Annotated in this window: 17 protein-coding genes; 7 read left to right on the top strand and 10 right to left on the bottom strand. The window is 41.7% G+C overall.

Going from position 1 to position 20,078, the window contains the following annotated elements:
- Positions 1–37: 37 nt before the first annotated feature.
- The 7 genes from H5164_RS04560 to H5164_RS04590 form a co-directional block, all read right to left on the bottom strand.
- On the bottom strand, positions 38–1,297 hold the full coding sequence (locus tag H5164_RS04560) for an efflux RND transporter periplasmic adaptor subunit (RefSeq protein WP_124015628.1): 1,260 nt from the start codon (positions 1,295–1,297) through the stop codon (positions 38–40).
- An 810-nt stretch (positions 1,298–2,107) separates the two neighbouring features.
- Positions 2,108–2,431 (bottom strand): hypothetical protein, encoded by a 324-nt coding sequence (locus H5164_RS04565; protein WP_182754967.1) that lies wholly within the window; start codon positions 2,429–2,431, stop codon positions 2,108–2,110.
- A gap of 377 nt (positions 2,432–2,808) precedes the next feature.
- A complete protein-coding gene (locus H5164_RS04570; RefSeq protein ID WP_182754969.1) occupies positions 2,809–3,084 on the bottom strand; it encodes a hypothetical protein in 276 nt (91 codons plus the stop codon).
- Between the two features lie 235 nt (positions 3,085–3,319).
- Positions 3,320–3,751 (bottom strand): hypothetical protein, encoded by a 432-nt coding sequence (locus H5164_RS04575; protein ID WP_182754971.1) that lies wholly within the window; start codon positions 3,749–3,751, stop codon positions 3,320–3,322.
- Positions 3,752–4,411: 660 nt separating this feature from the next.
- Positions 4,412–4,663: a superinfection immunity protein gene (locus tag H5164_RS04580; RefSeq protein WP_124015625.1), complete on the bottom strand. Its 252-nt coding sequence runs from the start codon at positions 4,661–4,663 to the stop codon at positions 4,412–4,414.
- Positions 4,664–4,981: 318 nt separating this feature from the next.
- A complete protein-coding gene (locus tag H5164_RS04585) occupies positions 4,982–5,848 on the bottom strand; it encodes a cobalamin-binding protein (RefSeq protein ID WP_182754973.1) in 867 nt (288 codons plus the stop codon).
- Between the two features lie 72 nt (positions 5,849–5,920).
- Entirely contained in the window at positions 5,921–6,958 is a 1,038-nt protein-coding gene (locus tag H5164_RS04590) for a DUF2235 domain-containing protein (RefSeq protein WP_182754975.1), read from the bottom strand.
- Positions 6,959–7,079: 121 nt separating this feature from the next.
- On the opposite strand from H5164_RS04590, the gene H5164_RS04595 reads away from it, so the two are divergent.
- From H5164_RS04595 to H5164_RS04605, 3 genes are all read left to right on the top strand, one after another.
- The gene (locus tag H5164_RS04595) at positions 7,080–7,622 is read left to right on the top strand and encodes a hydrolase (RefSeq protein ID WP_182754977.1); all 543 of its coding nucleotides are present in this window, start codon (positions 7,080–7,082) and stop codon (positions 7,620–7,622) included.
- A gap of 60 nt (positions 7,623–7,682) precedes the next feature.
- The gene (locus H5164_RS04600; protein ID WP_182754979.1) at positions 7,683–8,714 is read left to right on the top strand and encodes a sulfotransferase; all 1,032 of its coding nucleotides are present in this window, start codon (positions 7,683–7,685) and stop codon (positions 8,712–8,714) included.
- Positions 8,715–8,812: 98 nt separating this feature from the next.
- Entirely contained in the window at positions 8,813–9,967 is a 1,155-nt protein-coding gene (locus H5164_RS04605; RefSeq protein WP_182754981.1) for an aspartyl/asparaginyl beta-hydroxylase domain-containing protein, read from the top strand.
- Positions 9,968–10,092: 125 nt separating this feature from the next.
- Here the strand turns inward: H5164_RS04605 and H5164_RS04610 are convergent, their stop codons facing one another.
- Entirely contained in the window at positions 10,093–11,667 is a 1,575-nt protein-coding gene (locus H5164_RS04610; RefSeq protein ID WP_182754983.1) for a sulfotransferase, read from the bottom strand.
- 236 nt (positions 11,668–11,903) lie between these two features.
- Here H5164_RS04610 and H5164_RS04615 point away from each other — a divergent pair, with 236 nt between their 5' ends.
- The 4 genes from H5164_RS04615 (at position 11,904) to H5164_RS04630 (ending at position 16,555) form a co-directional block, all read left to right on the top strand.
- Entirely contained in the window at positions 11,904–13,235 is a 1,332-nt protein-coding gene (locus H5164_RS04615) for an AarF/ABC1/UbiB kinase family protein (RefSeq protein WP_124015618.1), read from the top strand.
- Between the two features lie 58 nt (positions 13,236–13,293).
- Entirely contained in the window at positions 13,294–14,073 is a 780-nt protein-coding gene (gene blaDIM / locus H5164_RS04620) for a DIM/SIM/IMP family subclass B1 metallo-beta-lactamase (RefSeq protein WP_182754985.1), read from the top strand.
- 84 nt (positions 14,074–14,157) lie between these two features.
- Positions 14,158–14,541 carry a VOC family protein gene (locus H5164_RS04625; protein WP_124015616.1) on the top strand — a complete coding sequence of 128 codons (384 nt, stop codon included), beginning with the start codon at positions 14,158–14,160 and terminating at the stop codon, positions 14,539–14,541.
- Between the two features lie 289 nt (positions 14,542–14,830).
- Positions 14,831–16,555, top strand: coding sequence for a pseudouridine synthase (locus H5164_RS04630; RefSeq protein WP_182754986.1), 1,725 nt, complete (start codon positions 14,831–14,833; stop codon positions 16,553–16,555).
- 101 nt (positions 16,556–16,656) lie between these two features.
- Here the strand turns inward: H5164_RS04630 and H5164_RS04635 are convergent, their stop codons facing one another.
- Together H5164_RS04635 and H5164_RS04640 are read right to left on the bottom strand one after the other, a co-directional pair.
- On the bottom strand, positions 16,657–18,549 hold the full coding sequence (locus H5164_RS04635) for a methyl-accepting chemotaxis protein (RefSeq protein WP_182754988.1): 1,893 nt from the start codon (positions 18,547–18,549) through the stop codon (positions 16,657–16,659).
- A 703-nt stretch (positions 18,550–19,252) separates the two neighbouring features.
- On the bottom strand, positions 19,253–20,047 hold the full coding sequence (locus H5164_RS04640; RefSeq protein WP_124015613.1) for a 2OG-Fe(II) oxygenase: 795 nt from the start codon (positions 20,045–20,047) through the stop codon (positions 19,253–19,255).
- Positions 20,048–20,078 lie beyond the last annotated feature (31 nt).

Here is a 20,078-nt window from a genome sequence, read left to right on the forward strand (position 1 = left end):
TTATTTGCTTAAGTCATTAACTTAGTTGCAGACTTGCTTAGCGGATCTGAATATTAGGTTCATTTTTAAAGCTTTCGGTACCTGATATCACCCAAACATCCCCTTCGTCACCGCCTTCAATCACTTCAACTTGGCTCATACTGCGTGCCCCCAGTTTGACGGTTTTCTTATGAGCAACCGCATCATTCACTTGATAGGCTACTTCACCGCCAAGATTGAGAAAATCACCGCGTTTTACTATCAACACATTGGGTCTGTTTTCCAGTAATACTCGGGCAGATAAACGCTGGTTTTGACGTAATGATAAGGTGTTGCTGTCTGCAAAACGCACTCGGGCAGTCACTTCGCGGTTACGCACCTCAGGTGAAATTGACGACAATTGGCCAACCACATTAACGCTACCAAAACTCAACTCAACATCCATTCCCAAGCCCAACTCATCGGCATAAGATTCTGGCACCGCAAGCTCTGCTTCAAAGGCGGTTAAGTCGACCACTGTTAGCATTGGCTGACTCGGACCGATACGGGCTTTTTGCTCCACCAGCCAGTTACCAATAATGCCGCTAACCGGAGCAATAATATTCAGAGCATTGGCTTGACGAGTTAACTCTCTCACCACTAAATCTTGACGTTGTACTTCAAGAGTACGGTTTTTAATTTCAAAACTCAGGGTATCGCGCATTAACTCAACTTCTTGCTGGGCATGCTTATGCAGTAATTTAGCTTTGTGTAAATCATCTTTGCTTTTTTCAAAATCGATTTTGCTGATCAAACTCGACTCAATCAATTGATCACCACGACGGCTTTCACGATCCGCAGCTTCTAAATCCACTGTCGCCATGTCTAAAATCTGACTGACACGAAGTTGCTCGCGGCGGGCGTCTAACTTGGCACGTTCTAAACTGCCCTGCATCCCTTCAAGCATCGACTGCTGTTGTTGCAATTCACTTTGCAAACGTGGGCTCTCAATTTTAGCGACTACCTGTCCTTGCTCAACTTCATCACCTGGTTGGCTCAGTAAAGTCACCACACCTTCTTCGGTGCTATATAAAATCGGCGCATTAGCAGCCACTATTTTACCGGTAGTGGCTATATCACGAACTAAGGTTCCACGAGTGATCGTTGCTAAGCGTAATTCAGCGCCATCAACTGAACGCACCGAACTGTCATGGCCCAAACTCGCCCACACCAATGCACTCATCAATATTGCACCGCCACCTATAATTAAGGGTAAGCGCAACTTACGACCTAACTTAGGCGCAATAACAGTATCTTGGCTACTTGTGTCTTTAATCATCTCAGATCCTTAGGTACGCACAAACCGCACCCACAACTTCACATTTATACCAAGATAAAGCACAAGCCATGCCAATAGTTATTTATTGTTATTTTTCAAAATGATAAGTATTTAAAAAGATAACCGAACACTCTAAAAGTGTCCGCGGACAGATGTATAAACTGTCCGGTCATTGAGAAAGTGTCCGAGCGGACACTTTTTGTTTTATGTATAGCGGGGGATTATCTTATTAACAGTTTTCTCGTCGTCCCGGTAGTGCTTTTGAGCCGGGATCCAGGTGTTTGTTTTGCTTTGTACTTTTGTACTTTATGGCCTGCGGCCACTAACGTCGTGGCGCTTCACCCACACCAGACCAAGAGGAAACCAACGGCTGTTCCCTCTTGGAACTCCCAGCCGCCCCGCAACATTTTCAAACAGCGAAAAGGTCGCCATGGGGTTAGCTTTAGCTTTGACCTGCATTTGTAGACCGCCTCGGCCTTATTCGAAAATGCTAACGCTTCCGATGGTACATCCTGTACCGCGAAAGCTAGCGGGCCATCCATGGCCAGCTCACGCTATTTTCTTCAACGGCCTCAAGTTAAGGGTTGAATTTGTACATTTCAAGCTGAGGTATCTAAGTCATTTATAGGCAGAAGCATTTTAGAGAAGCCAATGTTTCAATTTACTTTTTATAAAAGTTACTCTGACCACACTAAATTTCTAAATCGAGACATACTGATTTACTTTGCTAACAAACCCGTTCAACTTGGTTTAACACCAACAATAAGTAAATGACAAATTGCTAAAACAAGCATTCCCGAAAAACGACAGTTATTTGGCTTTTTGATTAGCGTGTATTTTATTTAACTCTTGAGACAAAACACTTTCCATTGTGTCGTGTTGCGGTAGTTGTTTTTCAAGTATATCAACTAGTTCATTATATTTAGGTGAAGCACCAAGTTGTGGCAACAATATCGTTAAAAAAACTAAGGGAATAGCCAAATAGGCAAACTGTTCTTCAGGTAAAACACTAAACAACATGGTGATTAAAAGGCCAACTAATATCGCAAATAACACTGGCTGGAACAGTTTACTTTTGTTTCGTGATTTAATGGCAGCTTTAACAACTGCAACTTCTTTTTGAGTCATATCCATTATCAAATATCCATAAAAAATAATGTTTTAGTATTTATTCGTAACACGGTTTGCAAAGCATAAATCACTTGTTGGACTTGGTCGATACCATATCCTTATTATTTGGTAATTTTTACTGAACATAAGATATTTTAAGACTTTGCTTTTTTGCGGTAATTTTTTGTAAAGCTAGCCTAATACTAGCCAGACATCTGATAGACAGGATGCCTGAACTCACACATTCTTTTATAAAGAGTTTTCAACGAACTCAAGTTCAGAGCTGAATTTGAGGTATTTTCAAGTAGTGATTAGCTCATTTTTAGACAGGGCGGGTTAGTGCTTGGATAAGTGAATTAATTTAAGGGGGCGGTACTCCGCAAAATACAATAGTAGTATTATTATCTGTCTGACGATGCGATAGCTCTTAGTATTGAAACCAAGTTATACATTATTACCAGTGTCATAACTAAGCCTAAAACAAAAAATACATCTTTAACTGTAGCGCTTAATGCTGAGCCAAAAAATGAAAGTTGAACAAAAGTGGTTACTACACAAAGAGCTATACCTACTTTTTTGACCTTTTTGCCAATATACGTTTTACTGTTTCCTGCAAAAAAAATTATAAACCACGAAAATATTTGGAGCATAATCCAAGTTATTAAAAGTTTATCCATATTGTTATTATTTACTCCCTTTGAGACTGAGACTTGTAGTGGCCAACAATTATTGGCTAAGGTTTAGAATCATTCTTATTCATTTGGCGATACCCGCCATTATATGAATCTTAGCCAGAGAAAACACTATATCTAACTAAATTATGGATAGAAGCTTGTTAGTTCCCAAGCTCTAACACTCACTCTTCGCATTATGATAAGTATGGTGAATTTAGGTTAACGCCATAGTCTCTTGTTATAAAGCTCGTACGGGAAAGCCTTCTAAAATCTCATCTAGGTCTTCGATAATAGATTGGAGATAGGTTTGATCAAATCCTGTAGAGAACTTAAGTTTGTTTCCAACACCAACACTGTCCATGGAATTACCCTCTAATTCAATTCCACCTCTTCCATTCCCGGTTAGCTTGATTTCAAGCAGCCCCTCAAGACTATCGAATGTAGCGGTACCTTTTAGGCAAGCATAGAGCTTTTGTACTTCTTTAGAGAACTTAACAAAATCATAGGTTTGAAAACTGGCAGGGAATTTACCACTGAAGCTTCCAAATGAAACACTAACAGAGCAAATAAGCCAGTTATCATCAAAAGACTCACAGCTTGGAGAATGTTGATACTGTTCTACAGTGATCTCAACTTGCTCATTTGGAGAACAACCGATGGATAAACTCATACGTTCCTTGTGCTTTATAACGTTTTAGTATTTATGCGTTGCGGTGTTTGCAAGGCATAAATCGCTGGTTGGACATAGTCGATGCCACATCCATATTAATCAACGTATGATGCTATAGGAATTTACTTTTTTACGGTAGTGGTATTTTGTACAACCTTTCGGCTAATTGCCTGTTCTGATTACACCTTTCAAGATGGGGTTTATTGTATTTCATCTTTTTCTTTGCTCGGTTATTGCCTTTTACCTAATACACCTAGCTAACACGAAATGAGGAAAAACGAGCAATATGCCTTGCTTGTAAAGGGACAGATTCAACTCTGAACTTGAGGCCGTTGAAGAAAATAGCGTGAAGCTCACATGGATGTGAGCTTAGCTTTCGCGGTACAGGATGTACCATCGGAAGCGTTAGCATTTTCGAATAAGGCCGAAGAAGATTTCAAACGAAGTCAAAAGCTGGATCAATCCCCATGGCGACCTTTTCGCAGCTGTTGTTTTGTAAATAGCGAAAATGTTGCGGGGCGGCTGGGCTAATTCATTTATAAAGAATAAAGAGGGAATAGTCGTTGATTTCCTCTTGGTCTGGTGTGGGCGAAGCGCCACGACGTTAGTAACCATAAGCCATAAAAACTAACTCAACCATTCTTAACGCGCTTACTATTTTTAAGTTTCTTCTTTGATTTTGTTAGCATATTTACCAAAGACTTTACCCGTTGTAGCCCACACCATAACACCACCCCAAGCGATAAAAGAAAGACCTGCTGGGATACAAGCTAACAAAATATATTTAAAATGTTTTCTATTAAAGATTAACGAAAGAAGTGCTGGGAGAAACCAAAGAATAAGTCCTCCTATAACTAACGCCGCCATAAACATAGAATTGTCGCTAGCCAATATTTTATCAATAAAATCCATTTACTTAATCCTTTTTAAATCGATAAGTTTTACTCGTGTTTAAACATAACGCAGCGTAGAAAAATCGTCCTATGCCAGTTTTATTAGATCTTTTTCCATGCCCCATTTACACTGAACTAACACCAGCATAAACAACAACAATTTAGTAACATTACATTAGTCATTGCAGAATATGCAACTAAAACAGCAACAAGACCTTATTAGCCGCAGGCCATAGAAAGAACAGTAAATCAAACAAAAAAGCTGGATCCCGGCTCACAATCATTACCGAGATGACGAGATAAGAAATCGACTATGCCGCCGCGACGGAATAAAGTCTTACTTTCTTACTTTATCCAACGCACCGCAAACTGCATTAATGCCTAAAATAGCCCTTGGGGTAGCCCGATGAAGTAAATCGGCATCAAACTGATATATATGGTGATTTTTTACTGCGGGTAGCTCAGGCCAATCCGACCAGTTAATACCTAAAATATTGCCTTCATCCTGGCTTTGTAAGATAACTTCAGCGTCGGTTAGTAACACATTTTCAATGCTGATTTGTGGGTATTCACTTGCTGCGTCAAAAAACACATTATCACCATGGCAGACCTCAATCAGGTTTTGGATCCAACTGCCTTTAGCAACTGTCATCAGCGGCGTTGACCATAATTGATAGAACACTTTAACGGCCGGCTTAGTTTGATTTTGCAGGGTAATATCAGCTAATTGCTGACGATAATCATCTGCCACTTGTTTGGCTTTAGCGCTATGGCCGGTTAACTTGCCGAGCAGCTCAAGATCTGTCGCGATGTCGGCTAAGTGTTTAGGGTCGCTATTAAACAGGGTAAAACCTAAATCGCGTAACTGTTTAATGTCCTCCATTTTGTTGCCACTTTGCCACACCACAATTAAATCAGGGTTGAGCTCAATCACTCGCTCGATTTGAATACCATAATAGCCGCCAATACTGGGGATATCTTTAGCCGCTTCAGGGAAATCAGCATAATCTGTGGTCGCCACAATCGACTCACCTGCGCCAATAGCAAATAGCATTTCAACCCCATGGGGCGATAAAGCAATAATCCGCTTAGCCGGCGGCTTATCTTGTAAATCATCTGTGGCCGTCGATGCTGCCGCGGGTAAAACAAGTGATACAGACGATAGTCCTACCACTGTGATGAGCAATAACAATACACGTAGCAAAATACTTTCCTTAATCGAAATGGTTTTTAATGGTGATGATTAACACGAGCAATTGAATGATGTTTTTACCGTTTATTGCACCAGCTTATCGGGCCAACCATGCTTATCGATGTAATCGACTAAATTTTTCGGCCGATAATTGCTGTCATTCAACCAGCGTGTTTTAACCGACTGATGTAATAATATTGGCACTAACTCTGGGTCTAGCGATCGTATAAAGCGTTTTTTAACTCGATAAAAGCTACGATATGAATCTTGAATATCCGCCATTGGATTAGGCAATAACGCATCGGCTAAATGTAACTCCACCGTCAAACTAGCCGTTCGCGCTTGGCTTATCATCCACTGTAACGCAATATCAGATAAGGTACTGCCGTCGTCATTAGGTGCAACACTACCACCAATATTACTATGGGCGCCGATAAACCAAACCTGTTGTATGTCTATGCTGGTTCGAGGGGCCCAAATGGTTGGCTCAAAATCGCTGCGATGTTCATCTAGTGCAAGTGCATGACGAGCCACTTTGACATTACGGCCTAATTTGGCATCATAAAACTCATCTTTGTCTTCAAACAAACCGAGAAACGACAGCGGGATCCCCATAGCACCAACAGTATCCCACACGCCAACAAAGGCCACTTCACGTGAAGGATGTGAATGTTGCTGACGAAACTGCACCGAGCGCTCACCATCTGGGGAAAAAGGTTGAGTTTTCATTTTATAGTGGTCAAACGCTTGTTGAATAAGCTTTGCATCTGGGCGAGTAACAATACCGCAATTATTAATCAGGCCACATAAACAGCGAACGGTATAAGCGCCACGGCTAAAACCGAATAGATAAATGTCATCACCAGGCGAATAGTTTTGTACGATATAGCGATAAGCATCCATAATATTTTTATGCAGCCCACGACCAGTTGCGCCGCCGATAACGGAATCGTAATATGAGCCGATTCCCCAATCGTAAAACACCTGCTGTGGCACACCGTCATCCGCAATGGGTTTGATAGCCCTAGCAAGCTTAAGCACATTAGTGGCGTGATCTTTTTCGAGATCCTTTTCTGGCCGATTCCAGGTGCCATCAGCACAAATAACAATACGTTTTTTCATATCAATCCTTGACACCCAGCATGAACAATAGATGAAGCATAATAGACTAAATGCCTATTTTCACCATCGGAAAAATAACCAATACTCGAAAGTTCACTTAAGTCGATTCGAGTAACTGACCATGATAACAGCAGAACAAAGTGTATTAATGATTGTAGACGTACAAGGCAAACTAGCCCAAGTTATGCAGCAATCAGCTCAACTACACCAAAAACTTGCAGTATTAATTCAAGGTGCGCAACTATTTGATATTCCTATTATTTGGTTAGAACAATTACCCGATAAATTAGGTCCCACCAGCGAAGAGATCGCACAATTATTAACAAAAACAAGCAAACCCATCGCTAAAGAGCACTTTAGTGCTTGGTATTGTGACGAAGTAAAACAACAACTTAAAGGGTTAAACCGTAATAAGGTTATCCTTGCGGGTATTGAAACGCACGTGTGCGTTTATCAAACCTGTAAAGACTTACTGGACAACGACTATCAAGTGCACCTTGTTGCCGATGCGGTTTCTTCAAGGGGGACAGACAATAAAGTGCTTGGAGTACAAATGATGCTTAATGATGGCGCCCAACTGACCAATGTTGAATCATTACTGTTTGAACTTCAGCATGTCGCCCAAGGTGAACGCTTTAAGGCATTACTTAAATTGATAAAGTAGCCATAAGTTATCAGTATGGGTATGATGTTAAAATAATTATAACAATAACATCATACCGCTATGCACCTATTTGATCGGCCCATCATTATTTTATCTGCGCCCCGCTCAGGCAGCACTTTGTTGTTCGAGGTGTTATCAAAAAGCCAGTCAATATTCACTATTGGTGGTGAAAGCCATGCGCTGATAGAAACCATCCCCAAGTTGAATATTGCCTACCGTAAATTTAGTTCTAATGCTTTAAGTGAGCAGGATATTGATGATGATTTACGACAGTTGTTATTACAACGCTTTAGCGATGCACTTCAAGATAGCCAGGGCAATAAGCTCGAAAGTGATAGCGATAAGAGTATTCGTTTTTTAGAAAAAACCCCCAAGAATAGTTTGCGGGTAGATTTTTTTAATGCGCTATTTCCTGATGCGTTATTTATCTATCTCGTCAGAGAACCCAAAGAAAATATCAGCAGTATTATGCAAGCTTGGCGCTCGAATAAGTTTGTCACTTATCCTAATTTACCGGGGTGGGATAAACGTAACTGGTCGCTACTGCTTCCAGAAAAATGGCAACAGCTTAATCGCCAGTCGTTAGCGTCCATTGCCGCGTTTCAATGGCAAGCCGCTAATGAAGCGATTATGGATTCATTGCAAAAGATCGACAGCAATCGCTGGTGCATGGTGTCTTACGATCAATTAATTGCAGACCCTGCGAAAACCGTTAAGCAACTCTGTCAATTTACCGCTACAGATTTCGACCCAGCCTTAGCGCAATTATGCAGCAAGCCATTAGCGCATTCTCGCTACACTATATCGACCCCAAAACCAGATAAGTGGCTCGAAAATTACCATGACATTGCCAAAATCTGGTCAAGTACTTGTACAACACTGAACAAAATCAATCATCATTTACGCCAGCGCGGCCATCCAATATATGACACTCAATGGCAGCAACACGACATTGCTAAGCCTGTAGCACTGGCTCCGGAACCCACAGAGAAAGTGTTAGCTCAGCCAAACGATCAAAATGTGTCTCGCAACAGTCCCTGCCCTTGTGGTTCGGGCAAACGATTTAAGCAATGTCATGGTCAATTACATTAGCCCAAAAGCGCCAGCATTTGTAAATAGCCAGCAGAACGGGTAAAAATACCTGTGTAGAAAATCATAACGGTAAGCGCCGCATTACAGAGAGCCCAATAATGAAGTTACCTCATGAGTTTTATCAATTACCTTTTAGCTTTGATGTCGGTCAATTAACCAAAGAAATCGAGCAATTTACCGGATCAGACTGGGTCACTCATCATGAAGGTTTTCAGGGTAATTCGGCCATTCCGTTAATTTCGGTCAATGGCGAGTTTAACAATGACTTTAAAGGGCCAATGCAGCCCACTGCGGCGTTAGAAAAAAGCCCTTACATCAAACAAATACTCGCTTCATTTGGTGAGGTACTCAGTCGTTCGAGATTAATGCGCTTAGCACCCGGTGCACAAGTGCCACTGCATTCAGACATTAACTACCATTGGTATAAACGCGTTCGAGTGCATATTCCGATTACCACCACCGAACAAGTGCAGTTTTTTTGTCATGATAAACAAGTGCATATGGGCGCCGGCGAGTGTTGGATTTTCGACTCGTGGAAGCTTCACAAAGTAGAGAACAACAGCGACCAATATCGCGTTCATTTAGTGGTTGATTTGGCAGGGTCAAGTCAATTTTGGCGAACGGTATTTAAGCACTCACGTTCAATCGCAGATAATCAATCAACAGCATTAAACAGTCAATTCGTCGGTTTTAACCCAGACTTAGCAGCAAGCTTGATCACAGAGCAATTTAACGCCCCCATTATCATGCCTGTGGCAGAGGTTGAATACTTAACCAATGAGTTGTTAGCTGAGGTCAAACACAATCCTGATAATAGGCTTGCAGAAGTGAATGCATTTTCGTTATTGATAGCTGAGTATGTTGCCGATTGGCGCATGTTGTGGCTGCAATATGAGTGCACTAAAGCCGGTTGGCCGCATTATCATGCGCTACGTGAACAAACCATGATAAAAGCACTACAATGCGCTAAATCACTGCAACTGACCCATTCTGGTTCAGCGGTTAAAGCGTTCGAACAATTGGTTATCGTGGCGTGTATGAATGTTGAACTTAGTGAGCCATTGGCAAAGCGTAAACAAGCTATTGCTTCACCAAAAACCTCTCAAGTAAGAGCTAATTCAGCGCCAAAAACAGCGGTAATCAAATCCAGCGACCCGATGATTGAATCTATGATTGCACCGCCATCACGCAATAGCCCTTGCCCTTGCGGCAGTGGCGAGCGCTATAAAGCATGTCACGGTAAGATGAGTTAATAAGACGAAGACCTGCTTAGGTTTATCTGAAAAGTTACAGAAATGGCGCCCTTAGGCGCCATTTCTATAGCATCAACCAAACGATGGTGTTTTAGCTTGTGGCAATGCCTTACCCCAAGTTCAGATTAACCAAAAAATTGCTGTGCTGCTTTTTTCGCAATGGCATCCAACTCGGCTATTTGCTCAGGTATAAAAGCTTGATATTTGTCTGCCTGACCAATTGCCTTAGGATTCATAGGCTGCCTAACTTGACTAGCGCTAGGTGTTAACACCGCCCGCTCAGACTCATAAAAGGTAAAACATTGCGCTTGAGTCGTTAACTCACAGTAATCCAATATGCGTTGAATTTGTGACTCTGGCTCACGCACTAATTGCTCAAAACAAACATGTAAAATCTCATTAGGGTACAACCTATCCCAATGTTGCATGATGTCTAAATAATGTTGCCAGTAACTTGAAATACCCGCAAACGAATACGAATAGTCATGGCCAAAACTGAAAAACTGCTTAAATACACTCAAGCCATTGTCGACTGTATTACGTACCACGTTAATGATTTTTGCTTGAGGAAATAAGGTTTTAATTAGCCCAATGTGTAAAAAGTTATTTGGGTTTTTATCGATCACATACGTTGGTGCATCAGTAAAATAATGATTCACCTCGGCTAAATAACGTTGGCGGAATTGATCAATATGGTTAGCTGAAAGCTGACTTAATCGAGCCTGATAACCACCCGACATATCCATTTGTAGCGCAAAGCGTTCCATAAACGGTAACTCATCGGTAGCGCCAACATCGCTATGGCACGCCAAAATCTGCTCGACTAAAGTGGTACCAGAACGAGGCATACCAACGATAAAAATCGGTGTTTGGCTAGCCGCTGGCGAGCGATTAATATGTGGCGATGGTGTATGCCCAAGTAGCGACAACACAATATTGGCAAACTGGGTTTGTTTAAACGGTCGGTGAAGCGCCATGATTTGATTGGCTAATAACATCGACTCACACGCTTTTTCGATTTGCTGTGTTTGTTCGTAAGCTTTACATAAAGCAAAATACACCAGCGCTTGATTTTGTTTGCTTAACGACTCATCGGTTACAAAACCTTGTAATAAGCTCAAATCATCAGTGCTGAAACGATACTGCTTTAAATCTGCCAAACTCCAATAACCGACCCCCACTTGCGTTGGGCTTAATTGAATATATTGCTGATAAAAATTGGCTGCTTTTTCTGTATCGCCTTTGGCTTTATAGATATGACCCAAATTAAGCTGCACAGCGGGTTCAGCAAAATCATTTGCCACACACCATTGAAAACATTGTTCCGCTAAGGTCATATCGCCAACTTTAGTCGCGACCAGCCCCAGTTTATAACGGCATTTTGCGTCCTGTGGTAACAAATTAATTAACTGTTCTAAATAAGCTTTAGATAAGAAAAAGTCTTGTTTTACTTCAGCTATAGTCAGCAGCCCCATTAATACTGATACCGCATTCGGTTTAATGGATGCCGCACTGATAAAATAGCTCTCTGCTTGTGCATATTGTTGTTGCTGTAAATGAATATGACCTAGTATCGCTAAGGCTCCGACGTGTTTATCATCGCGCTTAACCACTTTACGAGCATACATTCTGGCCGACGAATAATTTTTTGATTGAAACAGCGATTCCGCTTGGCTCAAATATTGGTCAATAATACTCAAACGAGGGTCCTTTTTATTATAATTAATCCACTATTGTCGACTAAATCTAAGCTCAATCACTTGCCTTAATCACTTAGTTCAATCAGTTCTGTTTCAGTAGAATAACATAAATATCATCAGAATCTTGAGGCAACAAACAGTACCTAAAACTAACCTGAATTAGTGAACGAAATAATTAACTTAAGCGTACAATGGCCATATAGATTTCCCCGTTCACCCGACAAGAGTGAGTTTTGATGAAAAATAATGAAGCCAAAGTACCAACCAGCCGTCTATCTCGATTATCAAAAATGGGTGGGCTGGCTTCACGTTTAGCGGGTAACGTGCTGCTTGAAGGCGCCAAACAATTTAGCCAAGGTAAGTCGCCATCAATGCAGCAACTGATGATGACCCCCAAAAATATTGGCCATGTGGCCGATAAACTGTCGCAACTACGCGGCGCGGCCATGAAAGTGGGCCAAATGTTGTCAATGGATGCCGGAGACTTAGTGCCTCCTGAATTGGCTGAAATATTGGCTAAGCTGCGCTCTGACGCTAAGGCCATGCCACACAAACAATTAACCCAGTTATTAGTTGAGCATTGGGGCAGCGATTGGATTGCACCGTTTGCCCAATTTGAATTACGCCCTTTTGCTGCGGCATCGATCGGCCAAGTACATTTAGCCTATTTAGATACGGGCGAAAAACTGGCGATAAAAATTCAATACCCAGGTATTCGAGACAGCATCGACAGCGATATCGACAACGTGGCCAGTTTATTAAAAGTCTCGCGGTTGATTCCCGCTAACGTAAAACTCGATACCTTACTCGCTGAAGCAAAAGTGCAGCTGCATAACGAAGCAGACTATCACTTTGAAGCTGAGCAAGTTGCACTTTATCAGCAACAACTGGGCGATAACCCTCACTTCATCGTGCCTAAAGTTTACCCAAAATTGAGTAACAACAGCATTTTATGTATGCAATTTGTTGAAGGCGTGGCGATTGAGTCATTAACCGAATCATCACAAGCAGTGCGCGACCAAATCGCAACGTTACTAATGGAATTGTGCTTTAAAGAGCTATTTGAGTTTAAATTGCTCCAGTCAGATCCTAATTTTGCCAATTTTCAGTACCAAGCAGACACTCAAAAAATCGTCCTATTTGACTTTGGCGCCACCCGCACCATTAGCGACACATTATCGCAAGGTTATCTGCAACTGATGCAAGGTGCGATTGTTGATGATAAACAACAAATGACACAAGCAGCACAACAGATCGGCTTTTTTCAAGACGCAATCGACCCACAACAGAAACAGCTAATTATTGATATTTTCTACCAAGCTTGTGAGCCACTGCGCTTTGATGGTGAATACGATTTTGCTCAAAGCAGTTTAGCTAAACGTATCACTCAGGCAGGTAAAGCCATGAGCACCCAACAAGATGAATGGCATACCCCACCTACTGATGCCATTTTTATTCATCGTAAATTAGCAGGTATGTATTTACTCGCGGCAAAGCTAAAAGCCAAAGTAAACGTCGCTAAATTATTTTCTGTTTATCAAACTCAAATCGGTAAAAAAAATGTGTAACATGTCTACTTAATCTTTATTTTACTCGCCATTTACCATGGCATATATGGACATAGTTATGATTAACCTTACCTTTCACCGCTCATGGCGCATCATGGGCGTAGTTGCATTAATGCTCTGCTTACCCAGTTATGGCCATGAAGCAGAACAAACAACAAACCAAACCGTAAAACCTAGCCTTGAAGGCCAGCTGACTGTATCAAAACTTGCTGATGGAGTGTATTTACATCACTCCTATATGAATGTCAGCAATTTCGGCTTAGTCGAAGCGAACGGCCTTGTTGTGGTTGAAGATAAACAGGCCTATATTATCGATACGCCTTGGACCGACAGTGATACCGCAAAGCTTATTGACTGGATTGCCCAGCAAGGATTTACCCCAGTTGCCAGTATTTCAACTCATTCCCATCAAGATCGTGCTGGCGGTATCGGTTACCTTAACAGCCAAGGTATTGCGACCACAGTATCTGAAACAACCCAGAAGATTTTAGCTAAAAATGCTAAACCTATCGCTAAAAACACCTTTGGCGGCACACAATACATAATGAAAACGGATTTAGTTGAAGTATATGATCTTGGTGCCGGACATACCGAAGATAACCTTGTGGTATGGCTACCCGCACAAAAAATATTATTTGGCGGATGTTTAATCAAATCGCTGAATTCAAGCGTATTGGGTTATACAGCTGAAGCAGACATGCAAGCTTGGCCATTAACGGTTGCCAAGGTACAAGCCCAATTTCCGCAGGTGAAAATGGTAGTACCCGGTCATGGAAAGGTTGGGGATAAAGCATTGCTAACTCACACCATCACATTACTGAACAACTTAAGCATTTAACATCAAAAAGATAAATCTATTGCGTCGATATGCGATAGCTTATTAACCATTGAGTTCAATTGAACTCGCACAAGGAGAGTTACCATGTTTAGTCACGTTATGATCGGCGTTAATGATATTGATACATCAAAAAAATTCTATGATGCGATTTTAGGTGCATTAGGCCATGCTCCAGGACAAATTGATCCTAAAGGTCGATGTGTATACATGACAAAGACGGGGATTTTCATACTCACTAAACCGATTAACGGTGAGCCAGCATGCCATGGTAATGGCACAACAATTGGTTTTGCTGCAGAAACACCAGCGTTAGCAGATGCATGGCATGAGGCCGGTTTAGTCAATGGTGGCACCGCGTGTGAAGATGCTCCGGGTATTCGACCTGGCCCTGCATTTGATTTATACCTTGCTTACCTTCGCGATCCAGATGGTAACAAGATGTGCGCCTTACACAGAGTGGCAAAGTAATCGTCGCTAAGCATTAACCACTATATGGGTGACGTGATTGTACTTCGCCCATTTTTATTTAAATATCAGTGTAAATATCAATTAGCTGACTAATTAATCGATTCAAATACAATCAAAATCCGAAGCTAACATGCCAATATTTATCAGCAACGGTTTTTTATGGTTAATCCCTTGTGCTCTCTTTTACAGCTAAAATAATTCCATTCCATATACCTCGAACACTTATAGATGCACCAAACAGTACAACAAGGTAAAATAATGGCCCTTTGGTGTAGTGAGTGTGTTTTTGATGTCTGTTAACGACCCGTGTTTTATTCCTTTCAATGATGCAATGGCTTTCAATAACACGCTTGCCGAACAAGGATTACCTAACTCTTTCACCTTCCCGTTTTATTATCAACCTCATCCAATATGTTTACTGGCTGCAAAGCAGTTGCAGCAGGAGTTACTTGAGGCGAATCCTTGGGGACATAATTTTGGCTTAGACAGCGAAAATGATCGCGGCATGGTGATTGGTAAAATGTTTGGTGTATTAGTGGTTAAGAATGCACACGGACAAATTGGTTTTTTAGCGGCTTTTTCGGGTAAGTTAGCCGACAACAATATCTTGCCGCCGTTTGTGCCACCAGTGTTTGATATGCTGACCCAAGACAGTTTTTTTAGCGCTGAAAATAAACAGATTAACCACATTAATCTGTCGATTAGTCAGCAAGAAGCAAATCCATTGCTGGCAACATTAACCGCGACGTTAGTTGCGCAACAACACCAAGCGGAAAGTGAACTTGAGCAGCAACGTAACGCAATAGTTGAAGGCCGCAAGCTGCGTAAGCTGCAACGTGAGCAAGCAGATGATGCATTAGCGCAAGCAAGCATCAGTGAGGATACCCATAGAACATTGTCTATCGAGTTAAGCCGTCAAAGTGTGCAGCAAAAGCATCAGCTAAATGCGTTAAAGCAACAGTGGCAGACTCAAGTTGAAGCCACTAAAATGGCATTAGATACGCTTCAATTACAAATCAAACAGCTTAAACGTCAGCGCAAACAACTTTCAAATGGATTGCAAAAAAAGCTGTTTGCTCAATATCAGTTTTTAAATGTCTTAGGTGAAGCACGAGATTTAAACGATATTTTCAATGATGCACCTAATCATTTACCACCAGCAGGTGCAGGCGAATGTGCGGCACCTAAGTTACTGCAATACGCATTTACACATCAATTTACTCCAATTGCGATGGCAGAGTTTTGGTGGGGCTCATCGCCAAAATCTGAGATAAAACAGCACAAAAACTACTACCCAGCTTGTCACGGAAAATGCCGACCTATTCTGACTCACATGCTAAAAGGCATGCAAGTTGATGACGATCCACTGTTGATTAATCCGGGTAAAGATCAGCACATTGATATTATTTATCAAGATGATGCGATGGTGATTATTAACAAGCCTGCTGAATTGTTATCGGTACCGGGTAAAAATATCACCGACTCGGTGTTTAGTCGTATGCAGCAGCTATTTCCCACTGCGACAGGGCCGCTGATTGTTCATCGCTTAGACATGTCGACCTCAGGCCTAATGGTGATTGCACTCACCAAAGAAGCTAACAAAGCTCTACAACAGCAGTTTATTCAACGCAGCGTCACTAAACGTTATATCGCGCTAATTGAGGGTGTACCAAGTCAAGATGAGGGCGATATTAGTTTGCCATTGCGGGTGGATTTGGACGATCGTCCGAAGCAGTTAGTGTGTTATGAGCATGGCAAACATGCCGAGACGCATTGGCAAGTTTATCAACGTCAAAGACAGCGCACTTTAGTGTATTTGTACCCTAAAACCGGGCGAACTCATCAATTACGCATGCATTGTGCCCATCACGATGGTTTGCACATGCCAATAGTCGGTGATGATTTATACGGCATCGCCACCAATCGTTTGCATTTACACGCCCAACATTTAGCGCTTACTCATCCGCTGACTGGCGAAGATATGGTGTTTGAAACGAAAGCCGATTTTGAATAATCATCATATGAAAATAGAGACAACATCAGTAAAAGTATCTAAAGACACTTTTACTGATCGACTCGAACACACTGAGTGTTAAGTGATTGGTTGCTTTAATACTACAACTTAAAGCTACTGACCTCTTGTTGTAGTGATGCAGCTAAATGAGCCAATTTCTGTGCTTGTGTCATTGAGGTTTTCGCTTCAATTGACAAGTTTTCCGATACTTCGCGAATAGATTCCGTATTACGGTTTATCTCACTTGTCACTGAGGTTTGTTCTTCTGCTGCCGTGGCAATTTGACTCGCCATATCTGAAATCTCATTAATCGCTTTAGTGATCTGCAATAAACTCTCACTAGCCGAATTAGCATCCGATACGCTGGTTTCTGCCATTTCACGACTTTGTGTCATTGACTTAACAGCTTTTTCCGCCGTTTTTTGTAGGGTCTCAATTGTAGCTTGAATTTCTTGAGTCGATGAATGAGTACGTTGTGATAACACTCGAACTTCATCAGCCACTACAGCAAAACCTCGGCCTTGTTCTCCCGCACGAGCGGCTTCAATCGCAGCATTCAATGCCAATAAATTAGTTTGCTCGGAGATCCCGCTAATGGTTAACAGAATACTGTTAATTTTCTGTGAGTGTTCATTCAAGTCACCAATAATCTGCCCTGCTGTACTCACTTCTTTGGCTAGACTTCGTATTGATGCTTGGCTTTGCATTACCTGTTTTTGACCGTGGGTTGAAAGCTCTACCGCATCTTGTGCTATGTGTGCTGTATGTTCGGCATTGCTGGCAATCTCTTCGGTAGCACTGGCCATTTCAGTTACGGCTGTGGCTACCATAGTCACTTCATCTTGCTGAATGACAATACGATCGCTATTTTTAACCGCTGATGCACTGCTATCTGTCGCTTGATATTCTAATTGGCCTGCAATTTTATGCATCCGAGAAATCATCCCGTGAATACGTTCAGCAAATTGATTAAAACCAGACGCTAAGCGACCTATTTCATCATGACTGTTGGCGGTTTCAATACGCACGGTTAAATCACCTTCTCCTTCGGCAATATCGTTTAGAGCTTGGGCAACACGTTCAAGATCTTTAAATTGAATTTTAAAAATAACGGTAAGCATTAATCCGAAAAGAATAAGTAAAGTCGCCCCTATCGCAGACATCCACCAAGCGAGAACGGTAGCCGGTGACATAATTTGTTGCTTATCCATCACGAAAATTAATGCCCACTCTGTCGAAGGGATTGCCGCAACATACAAAAGCTTAATTGTACCATCGAGCTCACGCTCTTCAATACTGTTGGCTTTGGACCTTTGTGCTAACCAACTATTAGTGAATTGTTCATCGACGCTACTGAGTTGTTTATTATTCAATTGACTATGTGGATGGCTGATAATCAGTCCGGCATAGTCAACCATTACAGCGTAACCATCACCCGGAACGTCTAAGCTCTGGACGGCATCGGTTAACTGAACAATGGTTAAGTTAGCGGCGGTAACACCAAACAATTTGCCATTAGCCATCACAGGTGCAGCAATCGTCACAACTTGCTTCTGTAAAGTAGTACTAATATAAGGCGCTGTCATAATCATACTGCCTGCGGCCTTAGCATCTATATACCAAGGTCTTACTCTTGGATCATAACCTGCGGTATTTAATGCAGGATCTTGACGGTACATGTTGCCTTGCTCATCGCCAAAATAAGTTAATGCAAAACCCACAGCGTTGTGAGCTTGGAGTAAAAAAGGCGTGATATTAACAGTTGGGTCAGCTTCAATGGTTTGTTTCAGGCTGGTGATGGCCTGCTTTCTATCTTGCATCCATTCGCCAATTCCTTGAGTAAAGGTCACTGCAAGTTGGTCTATTTCATCTTGGGTATTGGTCAATGCATTATTTCTAATAACATAACTAGATATGCTCACCAACACCACGATAGTGATCAGTACTGCAAAAAGACTGCTAAGAAGCAGACGTGTTTTTAGTGTCGATTGCATGAGCTCTTCCTTTATAATCCAAAGTTTTCCAGTGATACGACTTTATATCGGCAGCAAATGTCAAAACATGCGATCGTAAAACACTAAAAAAATTAATCGTTGATTCGGATTTTACCCCTGGCCAGGACAATCATTGATTTAGCAGTCAATCATTTAGCATCACAACTTAACCTTAAACACATTCTGCTGCATGTACGCATTCCATCATGACCCAATAGAGCACTCTAATGATGAGTCATTTAAAATCTGAGTATAGCTGAGCCCAAAAGATAACAATACGTTAACAATTTGATTTGTATCATACTCCCTAGTTAATAGTAAAACCTAAAATATAATTTCAGATCTTATGTCCCAGTTATCGCTCCATGAAGTCAACATTCGCGTAAATGTTATCCTTGCTATTAGCGCTGACAGTTGAGTTTGCCAAGCATGCGCTATCACAATAGCCACGTTGGCGAGCAAGCTTATTCGATAAACGTTATAGAAGTTTATTGCAGAAAGTGACACACGAGTTAATTTGATAACAGCGGGTTTATATTGAGCAGAAATACAGAACATCGACTTCATTCAGCGAGGATTAAGCAAGAAGGAAAAGTTCACAAAGGCTTGAGTAGAGCGAACCTTGTACGTTATTTCATTAGAAATATAGCGCTTAACTAACGGATTAGCTTATCAATAAGCTAACCCGTGTTGATGGCCAGTGTTATAACTCAAACAACACATCGGTGCGGATAATGTATTTAACCCCAGACAAAATAGGCTCTGAGCTATGAATACAATGCAGCGGATGCATGCCATGTGGGAAACACAATACACTTCCCGCTGGCGTTCGCACGTCAACTTGACGCATATTATCGCCATGTTTTGCTGGTAAACTTGGGTTGTCGGCATTGACTAGAAAGCGCGTTGCACCGCCTTCAAAGTCTTCTGTCAGTAAGATTAAAAATGTCAGCAGGCTATAGCGATCGCCAAAAGCATCTCGTACTAACTGACCGTCTATAACTTGGCTTCCCGGCCACGAACCATCTGAATGCGGCTTAAAGAAATCACCTTGGTTATAGCGATAAAAACGAAAGCGATTATTGAGTCCCAAGGCTGCTTTACCAGCAAAAATGCCCAAGTTATCATCCATAAGATGGTTAACTCTATTCCAAATAACTTGCTCTGTGGTGTTATCAACCACCCAGGTTAAACTGTCGTTATGGCGAACATTGCGTGGTAATGACACCGCGGCGTCGGGTAAAAAGCCCATCGACTCACTCACCGAAATTAGCCGTTTACACTCATCTGGCGTCAATACATTCAATAATTGGAACGCACCTGGCACTTCGGCTAACATTTTTTTACTCACGTTAGCACGCTCAGTTTCGGTCAACTTTGCCTCATTAAGCTCAGCCACATTAGCGTGATGATTAGCCCATGTCGGCAATGCCGGATGTTCAGCGCCGGGTTCTAGTGCCACCACAAAATAATCTGAATTTACTTTTGCTGTGTTCATGTCTTTATACCTTTAACCATAAAATGGGCTA

This window comes from Shewanella sp. SG41-3, from assembly GCF_014164545.1.
GTDB classification, from domain to species: Bacteria; Pseudomonadota; Gammaproteobacteria; order Enterobacterales; family Shewanellaceae; genus Shewanella; species Shewanella vesiculosa.

Excerpts from the sequence above, each read along its gene's own strand:
- H5164_RS04560 (WP_124015628.1), bottom strand. The coding sequence starts at position 1,297 with ATGATTAAAGACACAAGTAGCCAAGATACTGTTATTGCGCCTAAGTTA.
- H5164_RS04565 (WP_182754967.1), bottom strand. The coding sequence starts at position 2,431 with ATGGATATGACTCAAAAAGAAGTTGCAGTTGTTAAAGCTGCCATTAAA.
- H5164_RS04570 (WP_182754969.1), bottom strand. The coding sequence starts at position 3,084 with ATGGATAAACTTTTAATAACTTGGATTATGCTCCAAATATTTTCGTGG.
- H5164_RS04575 (WP_182754971.1), bottom strand. The coding sequence starts at position 3,751 with ATGAGTTTATCCATCGGTTGTTCTCCAAATGAGCAAGTTGAGATCACT.
- H5164_RS04580 (WP_124015625.1), bottom strand. The coding sequence starts at position 4,663 with ATGGATTTTATTGATAAAATATTGGCTAGCGACAATTCTATGTTTATG.
- H5164_RS04590 (WP_182754975.1), bottom strand. The coding sequence starts at position 6,958 with ATGAAAAAACGTATTGTTATTTGTGCTGATGGCACCTGGAATCGGCCA.
- H5164_RS04595 (WP_182754977.1), top strand. The coding sequence starts at position 7,080 with ATGATAACAGCAGAACAAAGTGTATTAATGATTGTAGACGTACAAGGC.
- H5164_RS04600 (WP_182754979.1), top strand. The coding sequence starts at position 7,683 with ATGCACCTATTTGATCGGCCCATCATTATTTTATCTGCGCCCCGCTCA.
- H5164_RS04605 (WP_182754981.1), top strand. The coding sequence starts at position 8,813 with ATGAAGTTACCTCATGAGTTTTATCAATTACCTTTTAGCTTTGATGTC.
- H5164_RS04615 (WP_124015618.1), top strand. The coding sequence starts at position 11,904 with ATGAAAAATAATGAAGCCAAAGTACCAACCAGCCGTCTATCTCGATTA.
- blaDIM (WP_182754985.1), top strand. The coding sequence starts at position 13,294 with ATGATTAACCTTACCTTTCACCGCTCATGGCGCATCATGGGCGTAGTT.
- H5164_RS04625 (WP_124015616.1), top strand. The coding sequence starts at position 14,158 with ATGTTTAGTCACGTTATGATCGGCGTTAATGATATTGATACATCAAAA.
- H5164_RS04630 (WP_182754986.1), top strand. The coding sequence starts at position 14,831 with ATGTCTGTTAACGACCCGTGTTTTATTCCTTTCAATGATGCAATGGCT.
- H5164_RS04635 (WP_182754988.1), bottom strand. The coding sequence starts at position 18,549 with ATGCAATCGACACTAAAAACACGTCTGCTTCTTAGCAGTCTTTTTGCA.
- H5164_RS04640 (WP_124015613.1), bottom strand. The coding sequence starts at position 20,047 with ATGAACACAGCAAAAGTAAATTCAGATTATTTTGTGGTGGCACTAGAA.